The 19,235-nt window shown below is 64.9% G+C and carries 20 protein-coding genes and 1 tRNA gene; 13 read left to right on the top strand and 8 right to left on the bottom strand.

The window, feature by feature from the left end:
* Positions 1-32: 32 nt before the first annotated feature.
* The 3 genes from ugpB to P6U31_RS00485 all read right to left on the bottom strand — a co-directional run bounded on the left by ugpB (position 33) and on the right by P6U31_RS00485 (position 3,778).
* Positions 33-1,349, bottom strand: a complete 1,317-nt coding sequence (gene ugpB / locus P6U31_RS00495) for a sn-glycerol-3-phosphate ABC transporter substrate-binding protein UgpB (RefSeq protein WP_128928674.1) — start codon at positions 1,347-1,349, stop codon at positions 33-35.
* A 618-nt stretch (positions 1,350-1,967) separates the two neighbouring features.
* Positions 1,968-3,173, bottom strand: coding sequence for a CaiB/BaiF CoA transferase family protein (locus P6U31_RS00490; RefSeq protein ID WP_407186364.1), 1,206 nt, complete (start codon positions 3,171-3,173; stop codon positions 1,968-1,970).
* Between the two features lie 179 nt (positions 3,174-3,352).
* Positions 3,353-3,778 carry an organic hydroperoxide resistance protein gene (locus P6U31_RS00485; protein WP_036009140.1) on the bottom strand — a complete coding sequence of 142 codons (426 nt, stop codon included), beginning with the start codon at positions 3,776-3,778 and terminating at the stop codon, positions 3,353-3,355.
* A 153-nt stretch (positions 3,779-3,931) separates the two neighbouring features.
* On the opposite strand from P6U31_RS00485, the gene P6U31_RS00480 reads away from it, so the two are divergent.
* Positions 3,932-4,393 (top strand): MarR family winged helix-turn-helix transcriptional regulator, encoded by a 462-nt coding sequence (locus P6U31_RS00480; protein ID WP_407186363.1) that lies wholly within the window; start codon positions 3,932-3,934, stop codon positions 4,391-4,393.
* Positions 4,394-4,406: 13 nt separating this feature from the next.
* Here P6U31_RS00480 and P6U31_RS00475 read toward each other — a convergent pair whose 3' ends face one another.
* The 3 genes from P6U31_RS00475 to P6U31_RS00465 form a co-directional block, all read right to left on the bottom strand.
* Positions 4,407-4,643 carry a GIY-YIG nuclease family protein gene (locus P6U31_RS00475; RefSeq protein ID WP_407186362.1) on the bottom strand — a complete coding sequence of 79 codons (237 nt, stop codon included), beginning with the start codon at positions 4,641-4,643 and terminating at the stop codon, positions 4,407-4,409.
* A gap of 196 nt (positions 4,644-4,839) precedes the next feature.
* Positions 4,840-4,915 (bottom strand) — tRNA-Ala (locus P6U31_RS00470).
* A gap of 93 nt (positions 4,916-5,008) precedes the next feature.
* Complete coding sequence (locus tag P6U31_RS00465; protein ID WP_407186361.1) at positions 5,009-5,416, bottom strand: TIGR02300 family protein; 408 nt, start codon at positions 5,414-5,416, stop codon at positions 5,009-5,011.
* 159 nt (positions 5,417-5,575) lie between these two features.
* On the opposite strand from P6U31_RS00465, the gene aroA reads away from it, so the two are divergent.
* The 12 genes from aroA to P6U31_RS00405 all read left to right on the top strand — a co-directional run bounded on the left by aroA (position 5,576) and on the right by P6U31_RS00405 (position 17,708).
* On the top strand, positions 5,576-6,913 hold the full coding sequence (gene aroA / locus P6U31_RS00460; RefSeq protein WP_407186360.1) for a 3-phosphoshikimate 1-carboxyvinyltransferase: 1,338 nt from the start codon (positions 5,576-5,578) through the stop codon (positions 6,911-6,913).
* Positions 6,910-7,548: a (d)CMP kinase gene (gene cmk, locus P6U31_RS00455; protein WP_407186359.1), complete on the top strand. Its 639-nt coding sequence runs from the start codon at positions 6,910-6,912 to the stop codon at positions 7,546-7,548. Before aroA ends, cmk begins: the two co-directional genes overlap by 4 nt.
* A 267-nt stretch (positions 7,549-7,815) precedes the next feature.
* On the top strand, positions 7,816-9,522 hold the full coding sequence (rpsA, locus tag P6U31_RS00450; protein WP_164938046.1) for a 30S ribosomal protein S1: 1,707 nt from the start codon (positions 7,816-7,818) through the stop codon (positions 9,520-9,522).
* A gap of 262 nt (positions 9,523-9,784) precedes the next feature.
* Complete coding sequence (gene sppA / locus P6U31_RS00445) at positions 9,785-10,765, top strand: signal peptide peptidase SppA (protein ID WP_407186358.1); 981 nt, start codon at positions 9,785-9,787, stop codon at positions 10,763-10,765.
* Positions 10,766-10,936: 171 nt separating this feature from the next.
* Positions 10,937-11,242: an integration host factor subunit beta gene (locus tag P6U31_RS00440; protein ID WP_007598410.1), complete on the top strand. Its 306-nt coding sequence runs from the start codon at positions 10,937-10,939 to the stop codon at positions 11,240-11,242.
* A 70-nt stretch (positions 11,243-11,312) separates the two neighbouring features.
* Positions 11,313-11,705: a lipopolysaccharide assembly protein LapA domain-containing protein gene (locus P6U31_RS00435; RefSeq protein ID WP_407186357.1), complete on the top strand. Its 393-nt coding sequence runs from the start codon at positions 11,313-11,315 to the stop codon at positions 11,703-11,705.
* Positions 11,706-11,771: 66 nt separating this feature from the next.
* Positions 11,772-12,443 (top strand): phosphoribosylanthranilate isomerase, encoded by a 672-nt coding sequence (locus P6U31_RS00430; RefSeq protein WP_407186356.1) that lies wholly within the window; start codon positions 11,772-11,774, stop codon positions 12,441-12,443.
* The gene (trpB, locus tag P6U31_RS00425) at positions 12,440-13,657 is read left to right on the top strand and encodes a tryptophan synthase subunit beta (RefSeq protein ID WP_407186355.1); all 1,218 of its coding nucleotides are present in this window, start codon (positions 12,440-12,442) and stop codon (positions 13,655-13,657) included. Before P6U31_RS00430 ends, trpB begins: the two co-directional genes overlap by 4 nt.
* Entirely contained in the window at positions 13,654-14,490 is an 837-nt protein-coding gene (gene trpA, locus P6U31_RS00420) for a tryptophan synthase subunit alpha (RefSeq protein WP_407186354.1), read from the top strand. Before trpB ends, trpA begins: the two co-directional genes overlap by 4 nt.
* A 149-nt stretch (positions 14,491-14,639) precedes the next feature.
* Complete coding sequence (gene accD / locus P6U31_RS00415) at positions 14,640-15,581, top strand: acetyl-CoA carboxylase, carboxyltransferase subunit beta (RefSeq protein WP_407186353.1); 942 nt, start codon at positions 14,640-14,642, stop codon at positions 15,579-15,581.
* Complete coding sequence (locus P6U31_RS00410; protein ID WP_407186352.1) at positions 15,578-16,921, top strand: bifunctional folylpolyglutamate synthase/dihydrofolate synthase; 1,344 nt, start codon at positions 15,578-15,580, stop codon at positions 16,919-16,921. Before accD ends, P6U31_RS00410 begins: the two co-directional genes overlap by 4 nt.
* Before the next feature lie 46 nt (positions 16,922-16,967).
* The gene (locus P6U31_RS00405) at positions 16,968-17,708 is read left to right on the top strand and encodes a metallophosphoesterase family protein (protein ID WP_407186351.1); all 741 of its coding nucleotides are present in this window, start codon (positions 16,968-16,970) and stop codon (positions 17,706-17,708) included.
* Between the two features lie 15 nt (positions 17,709-17,723).
* Here P6U31_RS00405 and P6U31_RS00400 read toward each other — a convergent pair whose 3' ends face one another.
* Both P6U31_RS00400 and trxA read right to left on the bottom strand, forming a co-directional pair.
* Positions 17,724-18,731 carry an ATP-dependent DNA ligase gene (locus tag P6U31_RS00400; RefSeq protein ID WP_407190052.1) on the bottom strand — a complete coding sequence of 336 codons (1,008 nt, stop codon included), beginning with the start codon at positions 18,729-18,731 and terminating at the stop codon, positions 17,724-17,726.
* A gap of 145 nt (positions 18,732-18,876) precedes the next feature.
* Positions 18,877-19,197: a thioredoxin gene (gene trxA, locus P6U31_RS00395; protein ID WP_008540017.1), complete on the bottom strand. Its 321-nt coding sequence runs from the start codon at positions 19,195-19,197 to the stop codon at positions 18,877-18,879.
* Between the last annotated feature and the right edge of the window lie 38 nt (positions 19,198-19,235).

The following is a 19,235-nucleotide window of genomic DNA, read 5'->3' as shown; positions in this document are numbered from 1 at the left end:
CAGGCCGCTTTGACGGCCTGCCGCTGATCGTCTTACTTCACGGCGGTCTTTTCGAACTGCCGCAGCATGGTGTTGCCGCGCTCGACGGCCGCATCCAGCGCCTGCTTGGCGGTCTTCTTGCCGGCGAGCGCCTGCTCGATCTCTTCCGACCAGACGTCACGCAGCTGGACCATGTTGCCGAGGCGCAGACCACGCGAATTCTCGGTCGGCTCCTTGTTGGTCAGCTCGAGCAACGGGGTCTCGAGATAGGGCTGGTCCTTGTAGAAGCCCTCGGCCTTGGCCTTCTCGTAAGCCGCCTTGGTGATCGGCAGATAGCCCGAGGCCTTGTGGATGTAGACCTGACGATCGGTGTCGGAGAGGAAGGTCAGGAATTTTGCAACGCCCTTGTAATCGTCGGCGGGCTTGCCGCCCATGACCCAGAGCGAAGCGCCGCCGATGATCGAGTTCTGCGGCGCGCCCTTGACGTCCGGATAATAGGGCATCGGCACCGCGGTGAAGTTGAACTTGGCCTGCGCCTTGACGTTACCGAAGAACGCCGAGGAGGTCAGGTAGAGGGGGCATTCACCCGAGGTGAAGCGGCCTTCGCCGGTATTGGTGCGGCCGGCATAGTCGTAGGTCTTGTCCTTCTGCAGCTCGACCAGCTTCTCGAGATGCTTGACCTGCAGCGGGCCGTTGAATTCCAGCACGGTGTCGAAGCCGTCGAGGCCGTTGGCCTTGCTCGACAGCGGCACGTTGTGCCAGGCCGAGAGCTGCTCGAGATTGACCCAGGTGATCCACGAGTTGGAGAAGCCGCAAGTGGCATGACCGTTGTCATGGAGCTTCTTGGCCGCGGCGAACACGTCCGGCCAGGTCTTGGGGATCTCGACATTGGCCTTCTTCAGCTCGTCGAGATTGACCCACATCACGGTCGACGACGAGTTGAACGGGAACGACAGCATCTCGCCCTTCGAGGTCGAGTAGTAGCCGGTGATCGCGGGCAGATAGGCCTTGGGATCGAACTTCTCGCCGGTCTCGGCCATCAGCTTGTAGACGGGCTTCACGGCGCCGGTCGCCGCCATCATGGTCGCGGTGCCGACTTCGAACACCTGCATGATGTGCGGGGCGTTGCCGGCGCGGAACGCGGCAATGCCGGCATTCATCGTATCGGGGTAGTTGCCCTTGTAGGTCGGAATCACCTTGTAGTCGGTCTGCGACGCGTTGAAATCGTTCGCGAGCTTGACGATGACGTCGTTGTTGGCGCCGGTCATCGCGTGCCACCACTGGATTTCCGTTACGGCCAGCGCCGGCGAAGCGCCGAGACCAACCGCGAGTGCAACAGCAGCAGCGGTGCCAAAATGTCGAAGAGCCATCAAGAAAACCTCCCTTGCCCGTCAATAAAGAGGCGCTTGCGCTAGCAGCGCCATATGACGTTCACATGACTGTGTAAGCGGGAGAAACGAAAGCAGCAAGCGCTGCCAAATGGGAAGCCGTCAAATAGGCGAAGACGCCGCGGGCAGCCTCCCCCGGTCGCGCCGCACTATCGTGCCCGCGCCGCAGTGCGGCATTGGTCGACGTGAAGTATTTAGCCGCGGCCTCAGAAACCTGTCCCGCTTGCGGAGAGGTCGACGCGTCCGGGCGATGCGAAGCATCCTCCCGCGCGTCGGGTGAGGGCTTTCTCCTCTAGGGGATTGTCCCGTTGCGGCGAGACCTCTCCCCAGCCCTCCCCGCAAGCGGGCAGGGCTATCGCATATGAGTGGGGTTGCCTGTGGCGCATCCTTCGAGACGCCCGCCGTTGGCGGGCCCTCAGGATGAGGACGGAGTGCGCGGCAGCGCTTTCAACGGACACCGATACAGTTGAGCCTCATCCTGAGGAGACCGCGAAGCGGGCGTCTCGAAGGAGAGGCGCTTGCTCGAGCCCCGCCACAAAGCCATATGCGATAGCCCTGCCGCAAGCGGGGGAGGGAGCGCACCTGCGCTGCCGCTCGATTTCAGCGCTTGCGCTCGGGGCCGCAGACGGTGCCCTTCTCGACCATCGCGTCGATCTCGGCCTTGGTGTAGCCGAACTCGCCGAGCACCTCGGCCGCGTGCTGGCTGAATTTCGGCGGCAACCGGCGCAGGCTCGGCTTGCTGCGATCGAGCCGGATCGGCGAGGCGACGCCCTTGTACCAGTCCTTCTCGATGATATCGCCGCGCGCGATCGTGTGCGCGTTGGTCAGCGCCTGGTCGATCTTCTGCACGGGCCCTGCGGGCAGGCCGGCGGCGAGCAGGCGATTGCACAGCGGCTCGGCCTCGTGCTGGCTGAACACGGCAGCGAGCTCGGCGCGCAGCGCCTCGCGATTGGCGATGCGGTCCTTGTTGCGGGCAAAGCGCGGATCGGTGCCGAGCTCGGGCTTGCCGATCTCCTTGGCGAGCTTGCGGAAGGTGCCGTCATTGCCGACGCCGATGAAGATGTTGTCGGTCTTAGTCGGGAAGATCGCGTAAGGCACGAGGTTCGGATGCTCGTTGCCGGTGAGCGAGGGCGGCTTGCCATGCATGAAGTAATTCGCGGTGTGCGGATGCATGATGGCAAGGCCGGTCTCGTACAGCGTGGTCTCCAGGAACTGGCCCTTGCCCGAGCGCTGCCGCTCCGACAGCGCCATCAGGATTCCGATCGCCGCATAAAGGCCGGTGGTGATGTCGACCAGCGGCACGCCGATCCGCATCGGCCCGCTCTCGGGCGAGCCGGTCGCGGCGATCATGCCAGTCATGGCCTGGATGATGGCGTCATAGCCGGGATTGCCGCCGCGCGGCCCGTCGGCGCCGAAGCCGCAGATCCGGCAGTGCACCAGGCGCGGGAATTTCTTGCTGAGCACGTCGTTGCCGATGCCCCATTTCTGCAGCGTGCCCGGCTTGAAATTCTCGATCAGGACGTCGGCCGTTTCCAGCATCTTGAGCAGCACGGCGCGGCCGCCTTCGGAGGCGAGGTCGAGGCCGATCGAGCGCTTGTTGCGGTTGATGCCGACGAAATAGGCCGCGTCCTCCTCGTGGAAGGGAGGGCCCCATTCGCGCACCTCGTCGCCCGCGGGCGGCTCGACCTTGATGACGTCGGCGCCATGGTCGGCGAGGATCTGGGTGCAGTAGGGACCGCCGAGCACGCGCGTGAGATCGATGACGCGCAGTCCGCTCATGGCACCTGTGGCCGCTTCAGAACTCATACCTTCGCTTCCCCTGTGTCGGTCATTTGATCACAGGCCTAGCGAGGTTTGTTTGCGCCAGCAATGGGCCCTCGCGTGGAGCCGTATGCGCCGCCGTGCGGCCATGCCGCGAGGTGGCAAATTCGGTCGGAAGCGGCCGGCCCGAGGCGGATCCCGGGCCAGCCAATCCGCAGTTCCGATCAGACGACCGTCAGGCGAACGTCGACATTGCCGCGCGTGGCGTTGGAGTAGGGGCACACCTGGTGGGCCTTCGCGACCAATGCCTCGGCGTCGGCGCGGGCGAGGCCCGGCAGCGAGACCGCGAGGTCGATATCGAGGCCGAAGCCGCCTTCGGAGCGCGGGCCGATGCCGACGGTCGAGGTGACGGAGGCATCCGCGGGAACCTTGGGGCCGCCCTGGGAGGCCACGAACTTCATGGCGCCGATGAAGCAGGCGGCATAACCGGCCGCAAACAGCTGCTCGGGATTGTTGCCGGCGCCGCCGCCGCCGCCGAGCTCCTTCGGCGTGGTGAGCTTGACGTCGAGCGCGCCGTCGAGGGTTGCAGCATGGCCGTCGCGGCCGCCGGTGGCCTTGGCGCTGGTCTTGTAGAGGACGTTCACGGACATTGTCGTCTCCCTGAGGGGTTCGATGGGGTGCGATCTTTATTGCAGGCAATTAGATTGTGCACAATGCAAATTGCAGAGTTTCACATTTAATTGTTCGCAATTGAATGTGCCGGCGCGCGGCGCCAGAATGAGACAAATTCCGAGGGAGTCTCCATGCCCCGAAAATCATCGGCAGCGGACGCGCCGCTGCGGCTCGACAACCAGATCTGCTTCGCGGTCTATTCCGCCGCGCATGCCTTCAACCGCGTCTACAAGCCGCTGCTGGACCGGCTCGGCCTGACCTATCCGCAATATCTGGTCATGTTGGTGCTGTGGGAGCGCGACGATTTGCCGGTCAAGGACATCGGCGAGAAGCTGTTCCTGGATTCCGGCACGTTGACGCCCCTGCTCAAGCGCCTCGAGGCCGCCCATCTCGTCAGGCGCACCCGCTCGCGCGAGGACGAGCGCCAGGTCCTGATCGCCCTGACGGCGCAGGGCCAGGCGCTGAAGGAGAAAGCGCGCAGCGTGCCGCAGTCGATCCTGGCGGCGTCGGACTGCTCGGTCTCGGAGCTGGTCGCGATGAAGGACGAGATCGTCGCGCTGAGGGATCGGCTGAATGCGGCGATGGGGGAGTAGGGGGCTTATGCGATCAGAAGTGCTTCTTCGCGAAAGCGCGCCCCGAACCTGATTTCAGGTATCGCTCGAACGCGACAGCGCGCGCGTTGTCATCAAAGGCGAAATAGGTCCGAATTCGCCATGGCCCATATTTCGAAGTGTGCGGTACCTCGCCGGCGTTGTGCTTCACCAAACGGGCTCGCAAGTCGTCCGTAATACCGACGTAGAAGTGCCGAGAATCGAGACTTTCGAGGATATAGACGTATTTCATTCTGCTTCCTCCCCGGCGAGTAGGATAGCAGCTTCGAAACACGTTTAGGGTGTCGCTTCCACCGTTGCTGCGACGATGTGGATGTCGGCCTCAGTCCGCCGTCGCCCTTCGGGCTATGGCGGGACAGCCTTCGCTCACTTCGCTACGAGGGACTTCCCGGGCTTGCCCAGCCGAAGCTCGCGAAGCGAGCGAAGGCTGGTGGAGCCAGGCGGGATCGAACCGCCGACCTCTTGCATGCCATGCAAGCGCTCTCCCAGCTGAGCTATGGCCCCTTAGTCCTTGCGGGGTGAATCTGGTGGATCACCCCGACCGGCGAGCCTAGCCGACTCGCGCGGTGCACCCTTTTTCACAGATCAGGACTGATCTCAAGTCTCTTCATCACCTCCGACATCACCAATGATGTCGGTCACGTCCTCATCGCCCTCTTCTTCGTCGGCAATGAAGGTCGAATCGTCGTCATCATCGTCGTCGAGGGTCTCGTCGACCTCGATGTCGTCCTCCGACTCGGGCACCACGGCCTTGACCTTGCCGGTGTTCTCCTCGGCATCGGCCTCCTCGAGCGAGACCAATTCTTCAGCCTCCGCCGGCTCCGGCGCGGTGTCCTGGGCCATGTTGCGGGCCTCAGCGCCGCGGGACGCACGCGCAGGCGCGATCGGGGCGATCGGCACCACCTCGCCGGTGTAGGGCGAGATCACCGGATTCTTGTTGAGGTCATAGAATTTCTTGCCCGTGGTCGGGCAAATACGTTTGGTTCCGAGTTCGGACTTGGCCACGGCAGGAATCCTGGGAATGTCTGAAAAGCGGTGCTTCACTTGGCTAGTTGGCGGCCCGCTGTCAATAGCGCATTACGGGAGAACGACATGCCCGTGACGGGGCGCGGACCATGTGGTACCTGCCCCCCCAGCCCACCGGGCCTATCCAAGGACACAATCTTGACCCATTCCGATCAACCGAGACCGCTCCAGTCTCGCGCCAGCGGGCCCCTGACCGGGAAAGTACGGGTGCCCGGGGACAAGTCGATCTCCCACCGCGCGCTCATCCTGGGCGCGCTGGCGGTCGGCGAAACCAGGATTTCGGGCCTGCTGGAGGGCGAGGACGTCCTCAACACCGCCAAATCCATGCAGGCGCTGGGCGCCGGGGTCGAGCGGATCGGCGATTTCGCCTGGAAGGTGCATGGGGTGGGCGTCGCGGGCTTTGCCGCGCCCAAGGCGCCGCTGGATTTCGGCAACTCCGGCACCGGCTGCCGGCTGGTCATGGGCGCCGTCGCCGGCTGCCCGATCGCGGCGGTGTTTGACGGCGATGCCTCCCTGCGCAGCCGTCCCATGCGCCGGATCCTCGATCCGCTTGAGAAGATGGGTGCGAAGGTCATCTCCGGCGGTGAGGGCGGGCGTCTGCCGCTGACCCTTCAGGGCGCGCGCGATCCGCTTCCGATCACCTACACGACCCCGGTCGCCTCGGCCCAGATCAAGTCGGCAGTGCTGCTGGCGGGACTCGCCGCGCCCGGCACCACGACCGTCATCGAGACCGAAGCCAGTCGTGACCATACCGAATTGATGCTGAAGCATTTCGGGGCCGACATTGCCTCGACGCGGGAGGGCGTGCATGGCCGCCGTATCACGCTCAAAGGCCAGCCGGAGCTTCATGGCGCCACCGTGGTGGTGCCGGCCGATCCCTCCTCGGCGGCCTTCCCGCTGGTCGCGGCGCTGATCGTGGAGGGCTCCGACGTCGTCCTGTCGGATGTCATGACCAATCCGCTTCGTACCGGCCTGTTCACCACGTTGCGCGAGATGGGCGCCTCGATCGAGGAAAGCGAAGTCCGCGGGGACGCCGGCGAGCCCATGGCGCAATTGCGCGTGCGCGCCTCGAAACTGCGCGGCGTCGAGGTGCCGCCGGAGCGGGCGCCCTCGATGATCGACGAATATCTGGTGCTGGCGGTAGCTGCCTCCTTTGCCGAGGGCACCACCATCATGCGCGGCCTGCACGAGCTGCGCGTCAAGGAATCCGACCGGCTGGAGGCCACCGCGGCCATGCTGCGGGTCAACGGCGTGAAGGTCGAGATCTCCGGCGACGATCTGAGCGTCGAGGGCCGCGGTCACGTTCCCGGCGGCGGCACGGTCGCCACCCATATGGACCATCGGATCGCGATGTCCGCATTGGTCATGGGCTGCGCTTCCGACCAGCCCGTGACGGTCGACGATACCGCCTTCATCGCCACCAGCTTTCCGGATTTCATTCCGATGATGCGTTCGTTAGGGGCCGAGTTTTCATGATCATCGCCATCGACGGGCCCGCCGCCTCGGGGAAGGGGACGCTCGGCAAGCGTCTCGCCCACCATTACGGCTATCGTCATCTCGATACCGGCGTGATCTACCGCGCGGTGGCCTATGCCCTGATGCAATCAGGTCATGATCTCCGGGACGAGGCGGCCGCGGTGCAGGCCGCGCTGGAGCTCGATCCCGAAAAGTTCGGCAATCCCGCGCTGAAGACCCAGAAGGCCGGCGAGGGCGCCTCGATCGTCTCGGCAATCCCTCGGGTTCGCGAGGTTCTGGTCAATTTCCAACGGCAATTCGCCGCCGATCCGCCAGGTGCGGTGCTGGATGGCCGGGACATTGGAACCGTGATCTGCCCCCATGCCGACGTGAAGATCTTCGTCGTCGCCGACCCCAAGGTCCGCGCCCGGCGCCGCACCATGGAGGCCAGAGCGAGGGGCGAGGAGGCGGACGAGGCGGCCGTGCTGGCCGACATCCTCCAGCGCGACGAGCGCGACCAGAACCGGCCGATTGCGCCTTTAAAACCAGCCCCGGATGCTTACTTGCTAGATAACTCCCAACTGGATATAGAAGGCGGCGTCCGGGCCGCCATCGACATTATCGAGGCCGTCCGAGCGGGCCGGTCGCGGGGTTAAGCCGCAGCCGTCATTGGAGGAAGTGCCCGCTCCCGCTCTTTGAGGTCGATACGTCAGGCCCTCGTTTCGGGACCGGCGCGATCCAGGCTCCGGACACAAGATTTTCACGTATCGAACGCGCGGGCCTCAGCCGGCCCGCTTCCGCTGTTTCGGCACCAGCCGGGGCAACGAGCGGTCGCTCGAAGGTTTTTGCGGACCTTCCGACACTGCGCGTCCGATGCGCCCATGAACCCAACGGCCGGCACGACATCCGCAACTGGAGAACAAATGGCTTCGACTTCTGCTGATACCTATAGCCCCTCGCGCGACGATTTCGCCGCGATGCTCGACGAGTCCTTCGCAGGTGGCAACCTGCAGGAAAGCTCCGTCGTCAAGGGCAAGGTGGTTGCAATTGAAAAGGACATGGCCGTCATCGACGTCGGCCTGAAGACCGAGGGCCGCGTTGCCCTGCGTGAATTTTCCGGCCCCGGCCGTGAGTCCGACCTCAAGGTCGGCGACGAGGTGGAAGTGTTCCTCGATCGCATCGAGAACGCTCTCGGCGAGGCCGTGCTGTCGCGCGACAAGGCGCGCCGCGAGGAGAGCTGGGGCAAGCTCGAGAAGGCGTTCCAGAACAACGAGAAGGTCAACGGCGTCATCTTCAACCAGGTCAAGGGCGGCTTCACCGTCGACCTCGACGGTGCCGTGGCCTTCCTGCCGCGCTCGCAGGTTGACATCCGTCCGATCCGCGACGTTGCGCCGCTGATGAACAACTCGCAGCCGTTCCAGATCCTCAAGATGGACCGCCGCCGCGGCAACATCGTGGTGTCGCGCCGCACGGTTCTCGAAGAGACCCGCGCCGAGCAGCGCCAGGAGCTGGTGCAGAACCTCGAAGAGGGTCAGGTCATCGACGGCGTGGTCAAGAACATCACCGATTACGGTGCGTTCGTTGACCTCGGCGGCATCGACGGCCTGCTGCACGTCACCGATATCGCGTGGCGCCGCGTCAACCATCCGACCGAGGTGCTCTCGATCGGCCAGACCGTGAAGGTCAAGATCATCAAGATCAACCACGAGACGCACCGCATCTCGCTGGGCATGAAGCAGCTGCTGGATGATCCGTGGCAGGGCATCGAAGCCAAGTACCCGCTGGGTGCCCGCTTCACCGGCCGCGTCACCAACATCACCGACTACGGTGCGTTCGTCGAGCTCGAGCCGGGCATCGAAGGCCTGATCCACGTCTCCGAGATGTCGTGGACCAAGAAGAACATGCACCCCGGCAAGATCGTTTCGACCTCGCAGGAAGTCGAAGTGCAGGTGCTGGAAGTCGATTCCGTCAAGCGCCGCATTTCGCTCGGCCTCAAGCAGACCATGCGCAACCCGTGGGAGGTCTTCGTCGAAGGTCACCCGACCGGTTCGGTGGTCGAGGGCGAGGTCAAGAACAAGACCGAGTTCGGTCTGTTCCTGGGCCTCGAGGGCGACGTCGACGGCATGGTCCATCTCTCCGACCTCGACTGGAAGCTTCCGGGCGAGCAGGTGATCGACAACTACAAGAAGGGCGACATGGTGAAGGCCGTGGTGCTCGATGTGGACGTCGAGAAGGAGCGCATCTCGCTCGGCATCAAGCAGCTCGAAGGCGACCCCTTCGCCGAGCCGGGCGATGTCAAGAAGGGCGCGGTCGTGACCTGCGAAGTGCTCGAAGTGAAGGAAAGCGGTATCGAGGTGAAGATCGCCGGTACCGACTTCTCGACCTTCATCAAACGCTCCGAGCTCGCGCGTGACCGCAACGACCAGCGTGCCGAACGCTTCGCCGTCGGCGAGAAGGTCGATGCCCGCGTGATCCAGTTCGACAAGAAGGCCCGCAAGGTCCAGGTGTCGATCAAGGCGCTCGAAGTCGCCGAAGAGAAGGAGGCCATTGCGCAGTACGGCTCCTCCGATTCGGGTGCGACGCTCGGCGACATCCTGGGCACCGCGCTCAAGAACCGCGACAGCAAGTAAGCGAAACGCAGCTTTTGCTGACAACGAAGCCCCGGCGCGAGCCGGGGTTTTTTTGTTGCTGTTTCAAATTCCACTGTCGTCCCGGATCGGCGCTCCGCTTCGCTGCGCTTGTCCGGGACGACAGCGAGGATGTGGCAGCGTTCGGGCTATGCACTCAAAGCCTTCATTTCTTCAAATTGCGCCGCAATTGATGTATCCAGATAAGCCGTTGGTCACGCCGTGACGGCACAACGCGCCTGACCTTTCATTTGGAGATATTCCGATGTCGCTCGATTCGGACATCATCGTCGATCGCAGGCGGATCCGTCGCAAGCTGACGTTCTGGCGCGTCATGGCCGCGCTGATCGCCATCGCGGCGATCGCAAGCTTTGCGCTGATTGCGACACCCGGCGCGCGCGGCAGCTTCGTCTCCGCCGGCTCGATCGCGCGGGTCCAGATCGAGGGATTGATCCGCAGCGATTCCGATCGCACGCAGGCGCTGGAGCGGCTCGAGAATTCGCAGGCCGCGGCCGTCATCGTTCACATCAACTCGCCGGGCGGCACCACCGCCGGCTCCGAGCAGCTGTACGATTCACTCGTCCGGCTGAAGGCAAAGAAGCCGCTCGTCGTGGTGGTCGAGGGCCTCGCGGCCTCCGGCGGCTACATCACCGCGATCGCGAGCGATCACATCATCGCCCAGCAGAGCTCGCTGGTCGGGTCGATCGGCGTGCTGTTCCAATATCCCAACGTCTCCGAGCTCCTGAAGACGATCGGCGTCAAGGTCGAGGAGGTGAAGTCGTCGCCGCTGAAGGCCGCGCCCAACGGCTTCGAGCCGACCAGTCCCGAAGCGCGGGCCGCGCTCGACGCGTTGGTGAAGGATTCCTACGCCTGGTTCAGGGGATTGGTGAAGGATCGGCGTGGCATGGATGACACGCAGCTCGAGAAAGTGGCCGACGGCCGCGTCTTCACCGGACGCCAGGCGATCGATCTTAAGCTGGTCGACCAGATCGGCGACGAGAAGACGGCGGTGAGCTGGCTGGTCGAGCACAAGAGCGTCAAGAAGGGCCTGCCGGTACGCGATTACAAGCTTCAGCCGCGCTTTGGCGATCTGCCGTTCCTCAAGACGGCCGCAGCCGTCACGCTGGAAGCGCTCGGTTTGGGCTCGATTGCACACCAAATCGGCCAAACCGGCGTTGCGCAGGCGGTCGACCGGTTCGGAATGGACGGAATGCTGGCCCTCTGGCAACCGGCCACCTCAAATTGAGGCGGCTGGGCGAACGTCCCAGGGTTTTCCCGTTTGACGCGCATCGGGGCAGCACGCTTTTTCGGCATTTGTCACGCATTTTCACGACGCTCAACCTTGATTTAGCGTCTTGACAGATCACGGTATTTTCACGGAAATGGTCATCCGCACGCTCCCGGGTCCTATCTCTCGATGATCAAATCCGAACTTGTTCAGCGTATCGCCGAGCACAACCCGCATCTGTACCAGCGGGATGTCGAGAACATTGTGAATGCGATTCTCGAAGAGATCGTAGCGGCCCTCGCACGCGGTGATCGCGTCGAGCTGCGCGGCTTCGGTGCCTTCTCGGTCAAGCATCGCCCTGCACGCGCCGGACGCAATCCGCGCACTGGCGCCCATGTGCCCGTCGACCAGAAGAGCGTTCCGTTCTTCAAGACCGGCAAGGAAATGCGCGAGCGGTTGAACCGCGACCATCCGGACCCCGGCGCGCCCGATTAAAGTAGCCGCTGTCGTTAACCGAACGGCCGTATGAAGCGGCAGCAAGCTTGATTCAAGACGAGCGATCGCGATGCGAAAGTTCCTGACCGCGCTGATCGTGATTCCGCTGGGCCTGATCCTGGTGGCTTTTGCCGTCGCCAACCGGCATTTCGTCACGGTCTCGTTCGATCCCTTCATTTCGGACGACTCATCGCTCTCGGTCACCTTGCCGCTGTTCCTGCTGCTGATCCTGGTGGCCGCCATCGGGGTCTTCGCGGGCGGCTGCGCGGTCTGGTTCGGCCAGCGGCACTGGCGGCGGGCTGCGCGGCGGCATGAGGCGGAGGCCCGGGCCGCCAGGAGCGAGCTGGCCGACCTGCGGGCCCAGGCAGCCGCGGCAAGGCCCGAGCCCCAGCGCCTTCCCGTTCCCTCCGGGGTGGGGCTTTACGGGCCTATCGGGCGAGACAAGCAGCGCGCGACGTTGTAGAAGCGGCCGCAACCGAAAACCCGATTTTCCGGCCGCGGACCCGCGACCTCCTTTTGCTTTGAGACCATGTCCCTGCTCGTCAAAATCTGCGGCCTGTCCACGCGCGAGACGCTCGACGTCGCGCTCGACGCCGGCGCCGACATGGTGGGGTTCGTGTTCTTCCCGCCGTCGCCGCGGCATCTGTCCCTGGAGGTCGGCCGCGACCTCGGCCGTCAGGTGAAGGGGCGCGCGCTCAAGGTGGCGCTCACCGTCGACGCCGACGATGCGACGCTCGACAACATCATGGATGCGCTCGCGCCGGACATCTTCCAGCTCCACGGCCAGGAAAGCGTCGCGCGGCTGCGCGACATCAAGCAGCGTTTCGGCCGCCCGGTGATGAAGGCGGTCCCGGTCGCAACCGCAGCCGATCTCGCCGTGCTGCCCGGCTATGCCGCAGTCGCCGACCGCATCCTGTTCGATGCGCGCGCGCCGAAGGATGCGACGCGCCCCGGCGGCCTCGGGGCCGCTTTCGACTGGCACCTCCTGGAAAACCTCGATCTCGAATTGCCCTACATGGTCTCGGGCGGGCTGCACGCCGGCAACCTCGCTGAGGCCCTTCGCCTCACCCGCGCCGGCGGCGTCGACGTGTCCTCCGGTGTCGAGAGCGCTCCCGGCGTCAAGGACCCGGACATGATCAAGGCCTTCATCCGCGCCGCGCGCGCAAGCCAAGAGTTGAGCCAAGAGTTGAGCGTCCGATGAACATCGCCAAACCAAACTCCTACCGCAGCGGCCCCGACGAGCGCGGCCATTTCGGCATTTTCGGCGGACGCTTCGTCGCCGAAACCCTGATGCCGCTGATCCTCGATCTCGAGAAGGCCTACACCGCGGCCAAGGCCGATCCGGCGTTCCAGGCCGAGATGAACGGCTATCTCAAGAATTATGTCGGCCGGCCGTCGCCGCTCTATTTCGCGGAGCGCCTGACGGAGCATCTCGGCGGCGCAAAAATCTATCTCAAGCGCGAAGAGCTCAACCACACCGGCTCGCACAAGGTGAACAACGTGCTCGGCCAGATCATGCTGGCGCGGCGCATGGGCAAGAAGCGCATCATCGCCGAGACCGGTGCGGGACAGCATGGCGTTGCCACCGCGACGCTGTGCGCGCGCTTCGGGCTCGAATGCGTGGTCTATATGGGCGCCGTCGACGTCGAGCGGCAGCAGCCCAACGTCATTCGCATGGAGATGCTGGGCGCCAAGGTGATGCCGGTGCAATCGGGCACGCGCACGCTCAAAGACGCCATGAACGAGGCGCTGCGCGACTGGGTCACCAACGTGCACAACACCTTCTATTGCATCGGCACGGTGGCGGGCCCGCATCCCTATCCGACCTTGGTGCGCGACTTCCAGTCAATCATCGGCAACGAGACCAAGGCACAGATGCAGGAGATCGAAGGCCGCCTGCCGGATTCGCTGGTCGCCTGTATCGGCGGCGGCTCCAATGCGATGGGCCTGTTCCATCCGTTTCTCGACGATCCCTCCGTCGAGATTTTTGGCGTCGAAGCCGCCGGCCATGGTCTGACGCAGCTGCATGCGGCCTCGATCGCGGGCGGCCGTCCCGGCGTTCTGCACGGCAACCGCACTTATCTCCTGATGGATGCCGACGGCCAGATCCAGGACGCGCATTCGATCTCGGCCGGCCTCGACTATCCTGGCATCGGTCCCGAGCATTCCTGGCTGCACGAGGTCGGCCGCGTCAATTATCTCTCCGCGACCGATGAGGAAGCGCTCGCCGCGTTCCAGCTGCTCTCGAAGCTAGAAGGCATCATCCCCGCGCTCGAGCCCGCGCATGCCATCGCCAAGGTGATGGAGCTCGCGCCGAAGCGGCCTCGGGATCACCTCATGGTCGTCAACCTCTCCGGCCGCGGCGACAAGGACGTCCCGCAAGTCGGCGACATCCTGAGGGGCAAGAGCAAGTGACCACGCGTATCGATACCCGTTTTGCCGAGCTTGCGAAGCAAGGCCGCTCGGCCTTCGTGACCTTCCTGATGGCCGGCGATCCCGATCCCGCCACCTCGCTCGAGATCATCAAGGCGCTGCCGAAATCGGGCGCCGACGTGATCGAGATCGGCATGCCCTTCACCGATCCGATGGCCGATGGCCCGTCGATCCAGGCTGCGGGCCTGCGTGCGCTCAAGGCCGGCATGACCTTGAAGAAGACGCTGGAGCTGGTGCGCGGGTTCCGCAAGGACGACAACGCCACACCAATCGTGCTGATGGGCTACTACAACCCGATCTACATCTACGGCGTCGACAAGTTCCTCATTGATGCGAAGAGCGCGGGCGTTGACGGACTGATCATCGTCGATCTGCCGCCGGAGGAGGACGAGGAGCTGTGCCTGCCCGCGATGAAGGCGGGCCTCAACTTCATCCGCCTGGCGACGCCGACGACCGACGACAAGCGTCTGCCGGCGGTGCTCGCCAACACGTCGGGCTTCGTCTACTACGTCTCGATCACCGGCATCACCGGCGCGGCCGCCGCTGACTCCACCGCCGTGAGCGAGGCGGTGGCCCGCATCAAGCGGCACACCAAGCTGCCGGTCTGCGTCGGCTTCGGCATTCGCACGCCGGAGACGGCGCGCGCGATTGCCTCCCATGCCAATGGCGCGGTGGTCGGCACGGCGCTGGTCGATGCGCTCAAGAACAGCCTCGATGCCGAGGGGCGGGCGACCGGCACGACCGTTAACGCCGTGGCGGAGCTGACGGCGGCCCTGGCCCAGGGCGTCAAAGGCGCGCAGCAGGCGGCGGAATAGGCCCTAGTTCCGCTTTAGCGCTTAGTTTCAGCATGATCTTGTCGGATCATGCTCTGGCGCGGGCGATACGACGGCTTGCCGGGCAGAGGTCCGGCCGCCATATATCCTTCAGGCGATCCGCGGGGCGGCATCGCACATCGGAGCAAACCATGAACTGGCTTACCAATGTGGTCCGGCCGAAGATCCGCAACATGCTGCGGCGGGAGACGCCGGAGAATCTGTGGATCAAGTGCCCGGATTCCGGACAGCTCGTGTTCTACAAGGACGTCGAGGCCAACCAGTTCGTCATCCCCGGCTCGAATTACCACATGCGCATGGGCGCGGTGGCGCGCTTGAAGTCGATCTTCGACAACCAGACCTGGTTCGACGTCGCGCTGCCCGAGGTCACGCCCGACCCGCTCAAGTTCCGTGACGAGAAGAAATATGTCGATCGCGTCAAGGACGCGCGCGCTCGAACCAATCTGAACGACGCGATCAAGGTCGGCTATGGCAAGCTCGAAGGCTCCGCCGTCGTCGTCGCCGTGCAGGATTTCGACTTCATGGGCGGTTCGCTCGGCATGGCCGCGGGCGAGGCGATCGTGCGCGGCATGGAGCTTGCGGTCGAGAAGAATTCGCCGTTCATCGTGTTCGCCGCATCGGGCGGTGCGCGCATGCAGGAAGGCATCCTGTCGCTGATGCAGATGCCGCGCACGACCGTCGCGGTGCAGATGCTGCGCGAGGCGAAGTTGCCCTACATCGTCGTGCTGACCAACCCGACCACCGGCGGCGTTACCGCATCCTACGCGATGCTGGGCGACGTGCATATCGCCGAACCGGGCGCGCTGATCGGCTTTGCCGGCGCGCGCGTGATCGAGCAGACCATTCGTGAAAAGCTCCCGGAAGGCTTCCAGCGCGCCGAGTACCTCAAGGAGCACGGCATGGTCGACATGGTCGTGCATCGCCACGAGCTGCGCCCGACCCTGGCGCGGCTGTGCCGCCTGCTGACGAAGGCGTCGGCGCAGGACGGCGCATCGAAGCCGACGCAGGCCGTCACGAGCCCGGCGCAGATCGTATCGGCCGCTGAGACGGCGCCGGCTGCGCCCCACGCGTGAACGCGCCCTCCGACAGCACCAAGACGCCGCTCGGCGAGCTGATCGGGCGGCTGTCGGCCCTGCATCAGAAACGCATCGATCTCGGGTTGGAACGGATGCACCGACTGCTCGAGCGGCTCGGCCACCCCGAACGCAGGCTGCCGCCGGTGATCCACATCGCCGGCACCAACGGCAAGGGCTCGACGCTCGCTTATCTGCGCGCAACGCTGGAGGCAGCAGGCTTGCGCGTCCACGCTTACACCTCGCCCTATCTCGTCCGCATCAACGAGTGCTTCCGGCTCGGCTGCGTCGGCGGCGGCGTGCTGGTCGGTGACGACGCGCTGCGCGCCGCTCTGGAAGAGGTCGAGCGCGTCAATGCCGGCGAACCGGCGACGGTGTTCGAGTTGAAGACCGCCGCGGCCTTCGTCTTGTTCGCGCAGAACCCGGCCGATGTGGTGCTGCTCGAAGTCGGCCTCGGCGGCCGGCTCGATTCCACCAACGTGATCGACGCGCCGGCGGCCTGCGTGATCACGCCGGTCAGCATGGACCACATGGATTTCCTGGGGTCGACGCTGACATCGATCGCGGGCGAGAAGGCGGCGATCATCAAGCGCGGCGTGCCCGTGATCTCCGCGGAGCAGGCGCCGGACGCCATGGCGGTGATCGAGGCGCAGGCCAAGCGCATGCGCGCGCCGCTGCTTGCCGCGAACGAGAGCTGGCACGTCAATGTCGAGCGTGGCCGTCTTGTCTACTCCGACGAGCGCGGGCTGATGGATCTGCCGGCGCCGCGTCTGTTCGGCCGTCACCAATTCGCCAATGCCGGCCTTGCGATTGCGACGCTGCGCGCGCTTCCGGCCTTCAAGGTGAGCCACGCGGCGTTCGAGGCCGGCATCGTCGGTGCCGAATGGCCGGCGCGGATGCAGCGCATTACCTCAGGCGAGCTGCTGTCCTGGGGGCCGCAGGGCTCCGAGATCTGGCTCGATGGCGGCCACAATGCCGAAGGCGGCCGTGTTGCAGCCGCCGCGCTCGGTGATCTCGAGGAGCGGGTGTCGCGACCGCTGGTCGTCATCGCCGGCATGATGGCCAACAAGGATGCGCCAGGCTTCCTCGCCAATTTCGCCGGCCTCACCCGTCACATCATCGCGGTGCCGATCCCCGATACCGAGAACGCGATGCCGGCCGACCGCCTTGCGGACGCCGCGCGCAGCCTCGGCATGCGCGTCGAGCCCGCAGCGGGAATCGAAGCTGCGCTACGCGCCTTGTCCAGGCTCGCCTATGAAGTGCCGCCGCGGATCCTGATCACCGGTTCGCTGTACCTCGCCGGCCACGTGCTCGCCATCAACGGCACGCCGCCTGCATAGAGGTTGCGTAGCCCCCTTCGCGCCATCCGGGACAAAGGAAATGCCAATGCGTTTTGCCGCGATTGCCGATGTGCACGGAAACTATCTCGCGCTGGAGGCCGTGCTTGCCGACATTCGCGCGCAGGGCATCACCGACATCGTCAATCTCGGCGACATGCTGAGCGGCCCGCTCGATGCGCGCCGCACTATCGAGATCCTGATGCCGCTCGAGGCCGTGCACGTGCTCGGCAATCACGACCGGTATCTGCTCGATCGCCCGCCGGAGAAGATGGGCTCGTGGGATCGTCCCGCCTACGAAGCGCTCGACGCCGCGCAGCTCGACTGGCTGCGCGCGCAGCCGATGACACGCGTGTTCCGCGACCAGGTCCTACTCTGCCATGCGACGCCGGGAAATGATGAAATCTATTGGCTCGACACCGTGCATCCCGACGGCGCGGTGGTGCTGTCGCCGCTGGACCGGATCGAGCAATTCGCGCATGGCGTCACGCAATCCCTGATCCTCTGCGCCCACACCCATCTCGCCCGCGCCGTGCGCCTGCGCGACGGCCGGCTGATCGTCAATCCCGGCAGCGTCGGTAGTCCCGGCTTTCGCGACAAGCATCCGTATCCGCATGTCGTCGAAGCCGGCGCGCCGCACGCGCGTTATGCGATCTTCGAACTGGTGAACGGTGTCTGGCAGGTGACGTTCCGCCATGTCGCCTATGATCACGAGGCGATGGCAGCGCTCGCCCGCCGCAATGGGCAGCCGGAGCTGGCGAACGCGCTTGCGACAGGATGGATCAAGTAAGCCGGCACCGGCTGTTCACTTCAACAGCTTCATCGGATCGGCCGCCTTCTGCTTCAATTGCTCGAAGCTGCATTGCCGCGGCGCCTTGTCCGGGCGCCAGCGCAGGATCGAGGTGCCGTGGCGAAAGCGCTCGCCGCTGAAATGGTCGTAGCACACCTCGATCACCAGCTTCGGCTTGAGCGGACACCATTTCGCCGAGCGCTCGGTCGACCAGCGGCTCGGCCCGCCCGGCGCGTTGCCGGTGAAGCCGGGCTCGCCAATCAAGGCTTCGAGCCGATCGGTCAAGGCTGGCTTCTCTTCCGCCTTGATTGCGGAGGTGAAGCCGACATGGTGCAGCAAGCCTGCATCGTCGTAGAGCCCGAGCAGCAGCGAGCCGACGACCTTGCGACCCGCGATCTTGTTGCTGGCATAGCGGAAGCCGCCGACCACGCAATCGGCGCTGCGGAATTTCTTGATCTTCTGCATGCCGTCGCGGTTTCCGGCCTGATAGGGCAGGTCGATGCGCTTGGCGATGACGCCGTCCGAACCGCGGCCGGACCGCGCCAGCCATGTCTTCGCCGTGGCATAACTGGTCGTGAACGGTGAGAGACGGAAAGTGCCGCCTGTCAGATTGGCTTTCGCAAACGCTTCCAGCGCCGGCCGCCGCGCGCTCAGCGGCTGGGCGGCAAGCTGTTTGTCTCTGGCGGTCGCGAGCAGATCGAAGACAAGATAGAGCGCCGGCGTTTCGTCGGACAGCTTGTTCACGCGGCTGGCCGCAGGATGGATCCGTTGCAGCAGCGCGTCGAAAGAAAAGCCCTTGCCCTGCGGCACGACGAGCTCGCCGTCGAGCGTGAAGCGATCGGCCTTCAGCCTCAAGGCAGCGGCGACCACTTCCGGGAAATAGCGCGCGAGGTCCTCGCCGGATTTCGAGCGCAGGTCGACCCGGCTGCCGTCGCGCGAGAGCAGGCAGCGAAAACCGTCCCATTTCGGCTCGTACTGCCACGCCTTGCCGCGCGGAATCGCGTCGACCGACCGCGCCTCCATCGCGACCAGAGAGCTCGATTTTCGCGCGCGCTTTGCGGGAGGAGCAGGCAAGGGCTGGGACTCGTCATACGCTGGACACGTCCCATCAACGCACAACGGCCGGCTTTCGCCGGCCGTTGTCGAAAATAATCTGACGCGAAGCCGATCAGACCGCGGAGGTGATCCACTGCTGCAGCTTCGCCTTCGGCGCTGCGCCGACCTGGCGGGAGGCCATCTCGCCGCCCTTGAAGATCATCAGGGTCGGGATCGACATCACGCCATACTTCGAGGCGGTCTTCGGGCTCTCGTCGACGTTGAGCTTGACGATCTTGACCTTGTCGCCCATCGCGCCGGCGATCTCGTCGAGAGCGGGCGCGATCATGCGGCAGGGGCCGCACCACTCGGCCCAGAAATCGACGACCACGGGGCCGTTCGCCTTGAGCACTTCGGCTTCGAAATCGGCGTCGGAAACCTTGCTAACGGCCATTGGGAGTACCTCACTCGGTTGAAAGAATCGGCGCGACC

Source organism: Bradyrhizobium centrosematis (genome assembly GCF_045571495.1).
GTDB lineage: Bacteria > Pseudomonadota > Alphaproteobacteria > Rhizobiales > Xanthobacteraceae > Bradyrhizobium > Bradyrhizobium centrosematis.
This window is presented reverse-complemented; position numbering and strand designations above follow the sequence as displayed.

Bases quoted from the DNA above. Each gene is read 5' to 3' on its own strand.
- ugpB (WP_128928674.1), bottom strand. From the start codon at position 1,349: ATGGCTCTTCGACATTTTGGCACCGCTGCTGCTGTTGCACTCGCGGTT.
- P6U31_RS00490 (WP_407186364.1), bottom strand. From the start codon at position 3,173: ATGAGTTCTGAAGCGGCCACAGGTGCCATGAGCGGACTGCGCGTCATC.
- P6U31_RS00485 (WP_036009140.1), bottom strand. From the start codon at position 3,778: ATGTCCGTGAACGTCCTCTACAAGACCAGCGCCAAGGCCACCGGCGGC.
- P6U31_RS00480 (WP_407186363.1), top strand. From the start codon at position 3,932: ATGCCCCGAAAATCATCGGCAGCGGACGCGCCGCTGCGGCTCGACAAC.
- P6U31_RS00475 (WP_407186362.1), bottom strand. From the start codon at position 4,643: ATGAAATACGTCTATATCCTCGAAAGTCTCGATTCTCGGCACTTCTAC.
- cmk (WP_407186359.1), top strand. From the start codon at position 6,910: ATGATCATCGCCATCGACGGGCCCGCCGCCTCGGGGAAGGGGACGCTC.
- rpsA (WP_164938046.1), top strand. From the start codon at position 7,816: ATGGCTTCGACTTCTGCTGATACCTATAGCCCCTCGCGCGACGATTTC.
- sppA (WP_407186358.1), top strand. From the start codon at position 9,785: ATGTCGCTCGATTCGGACATCATCGTCGATCGCAGGCGGATCCGTCGC.
- P6U31_RS00440 (WP_007598410.1), top strand. From the start codon at position 10,937: ATGATCAAATCCGAACTTGTTCAGCGTATCGCCGAGCACAACCCGCAT.
- P6U31_RS00435 (WP_407186357.1), top strand. From the start codon at position 11,313: ATGCGAAAGTTCCTGACCGCGCTGATCGTGATTCCGCTGGGCCTGATC.
- P6U31_RS00430 (WP_407186356.1), top strand. From the start codon at position 11,772: ATGTCCCTGCTCGTCAAAATCTGCGGCCTGTCCACGCGCGAGACGCTC.
- trpB (WP_407186355.1), top strand. From the start codon at position 12,440: ATGAACATCGCCAAACCAAACTCCTACCGCAGCGGCCCCGACGAGCGC.
- accD (WP_407186353.1), top strand. From the start codon at position 14,640: ATGAACTGGCTTACCAATGTGGTCCGGCCGAAGATCCGCAACATGCTG.
- P6U31_RS00405 (WP_407186351.1), top strand. From the start codon at position 16,968: ATGCGTTTTGCCGCGATTGCCGATGTGCACGGAAACTATCTCGCGCTG.
- P6U31_RS00400 (WP_407190052.1), bottom strand. From the start codon at position 18,731: ATGGAGGCGCGGTCGGTCGACGCGATTCCGCGCGGCAAGGCGTGGCAG.
- trxA (WP_008540017.1), bottom strand. From the start codon at position 19,197: ATGGCCGTTAGCAAGGTTTCCGACGCCGATTTCGAAGCCGAAGTGCTC.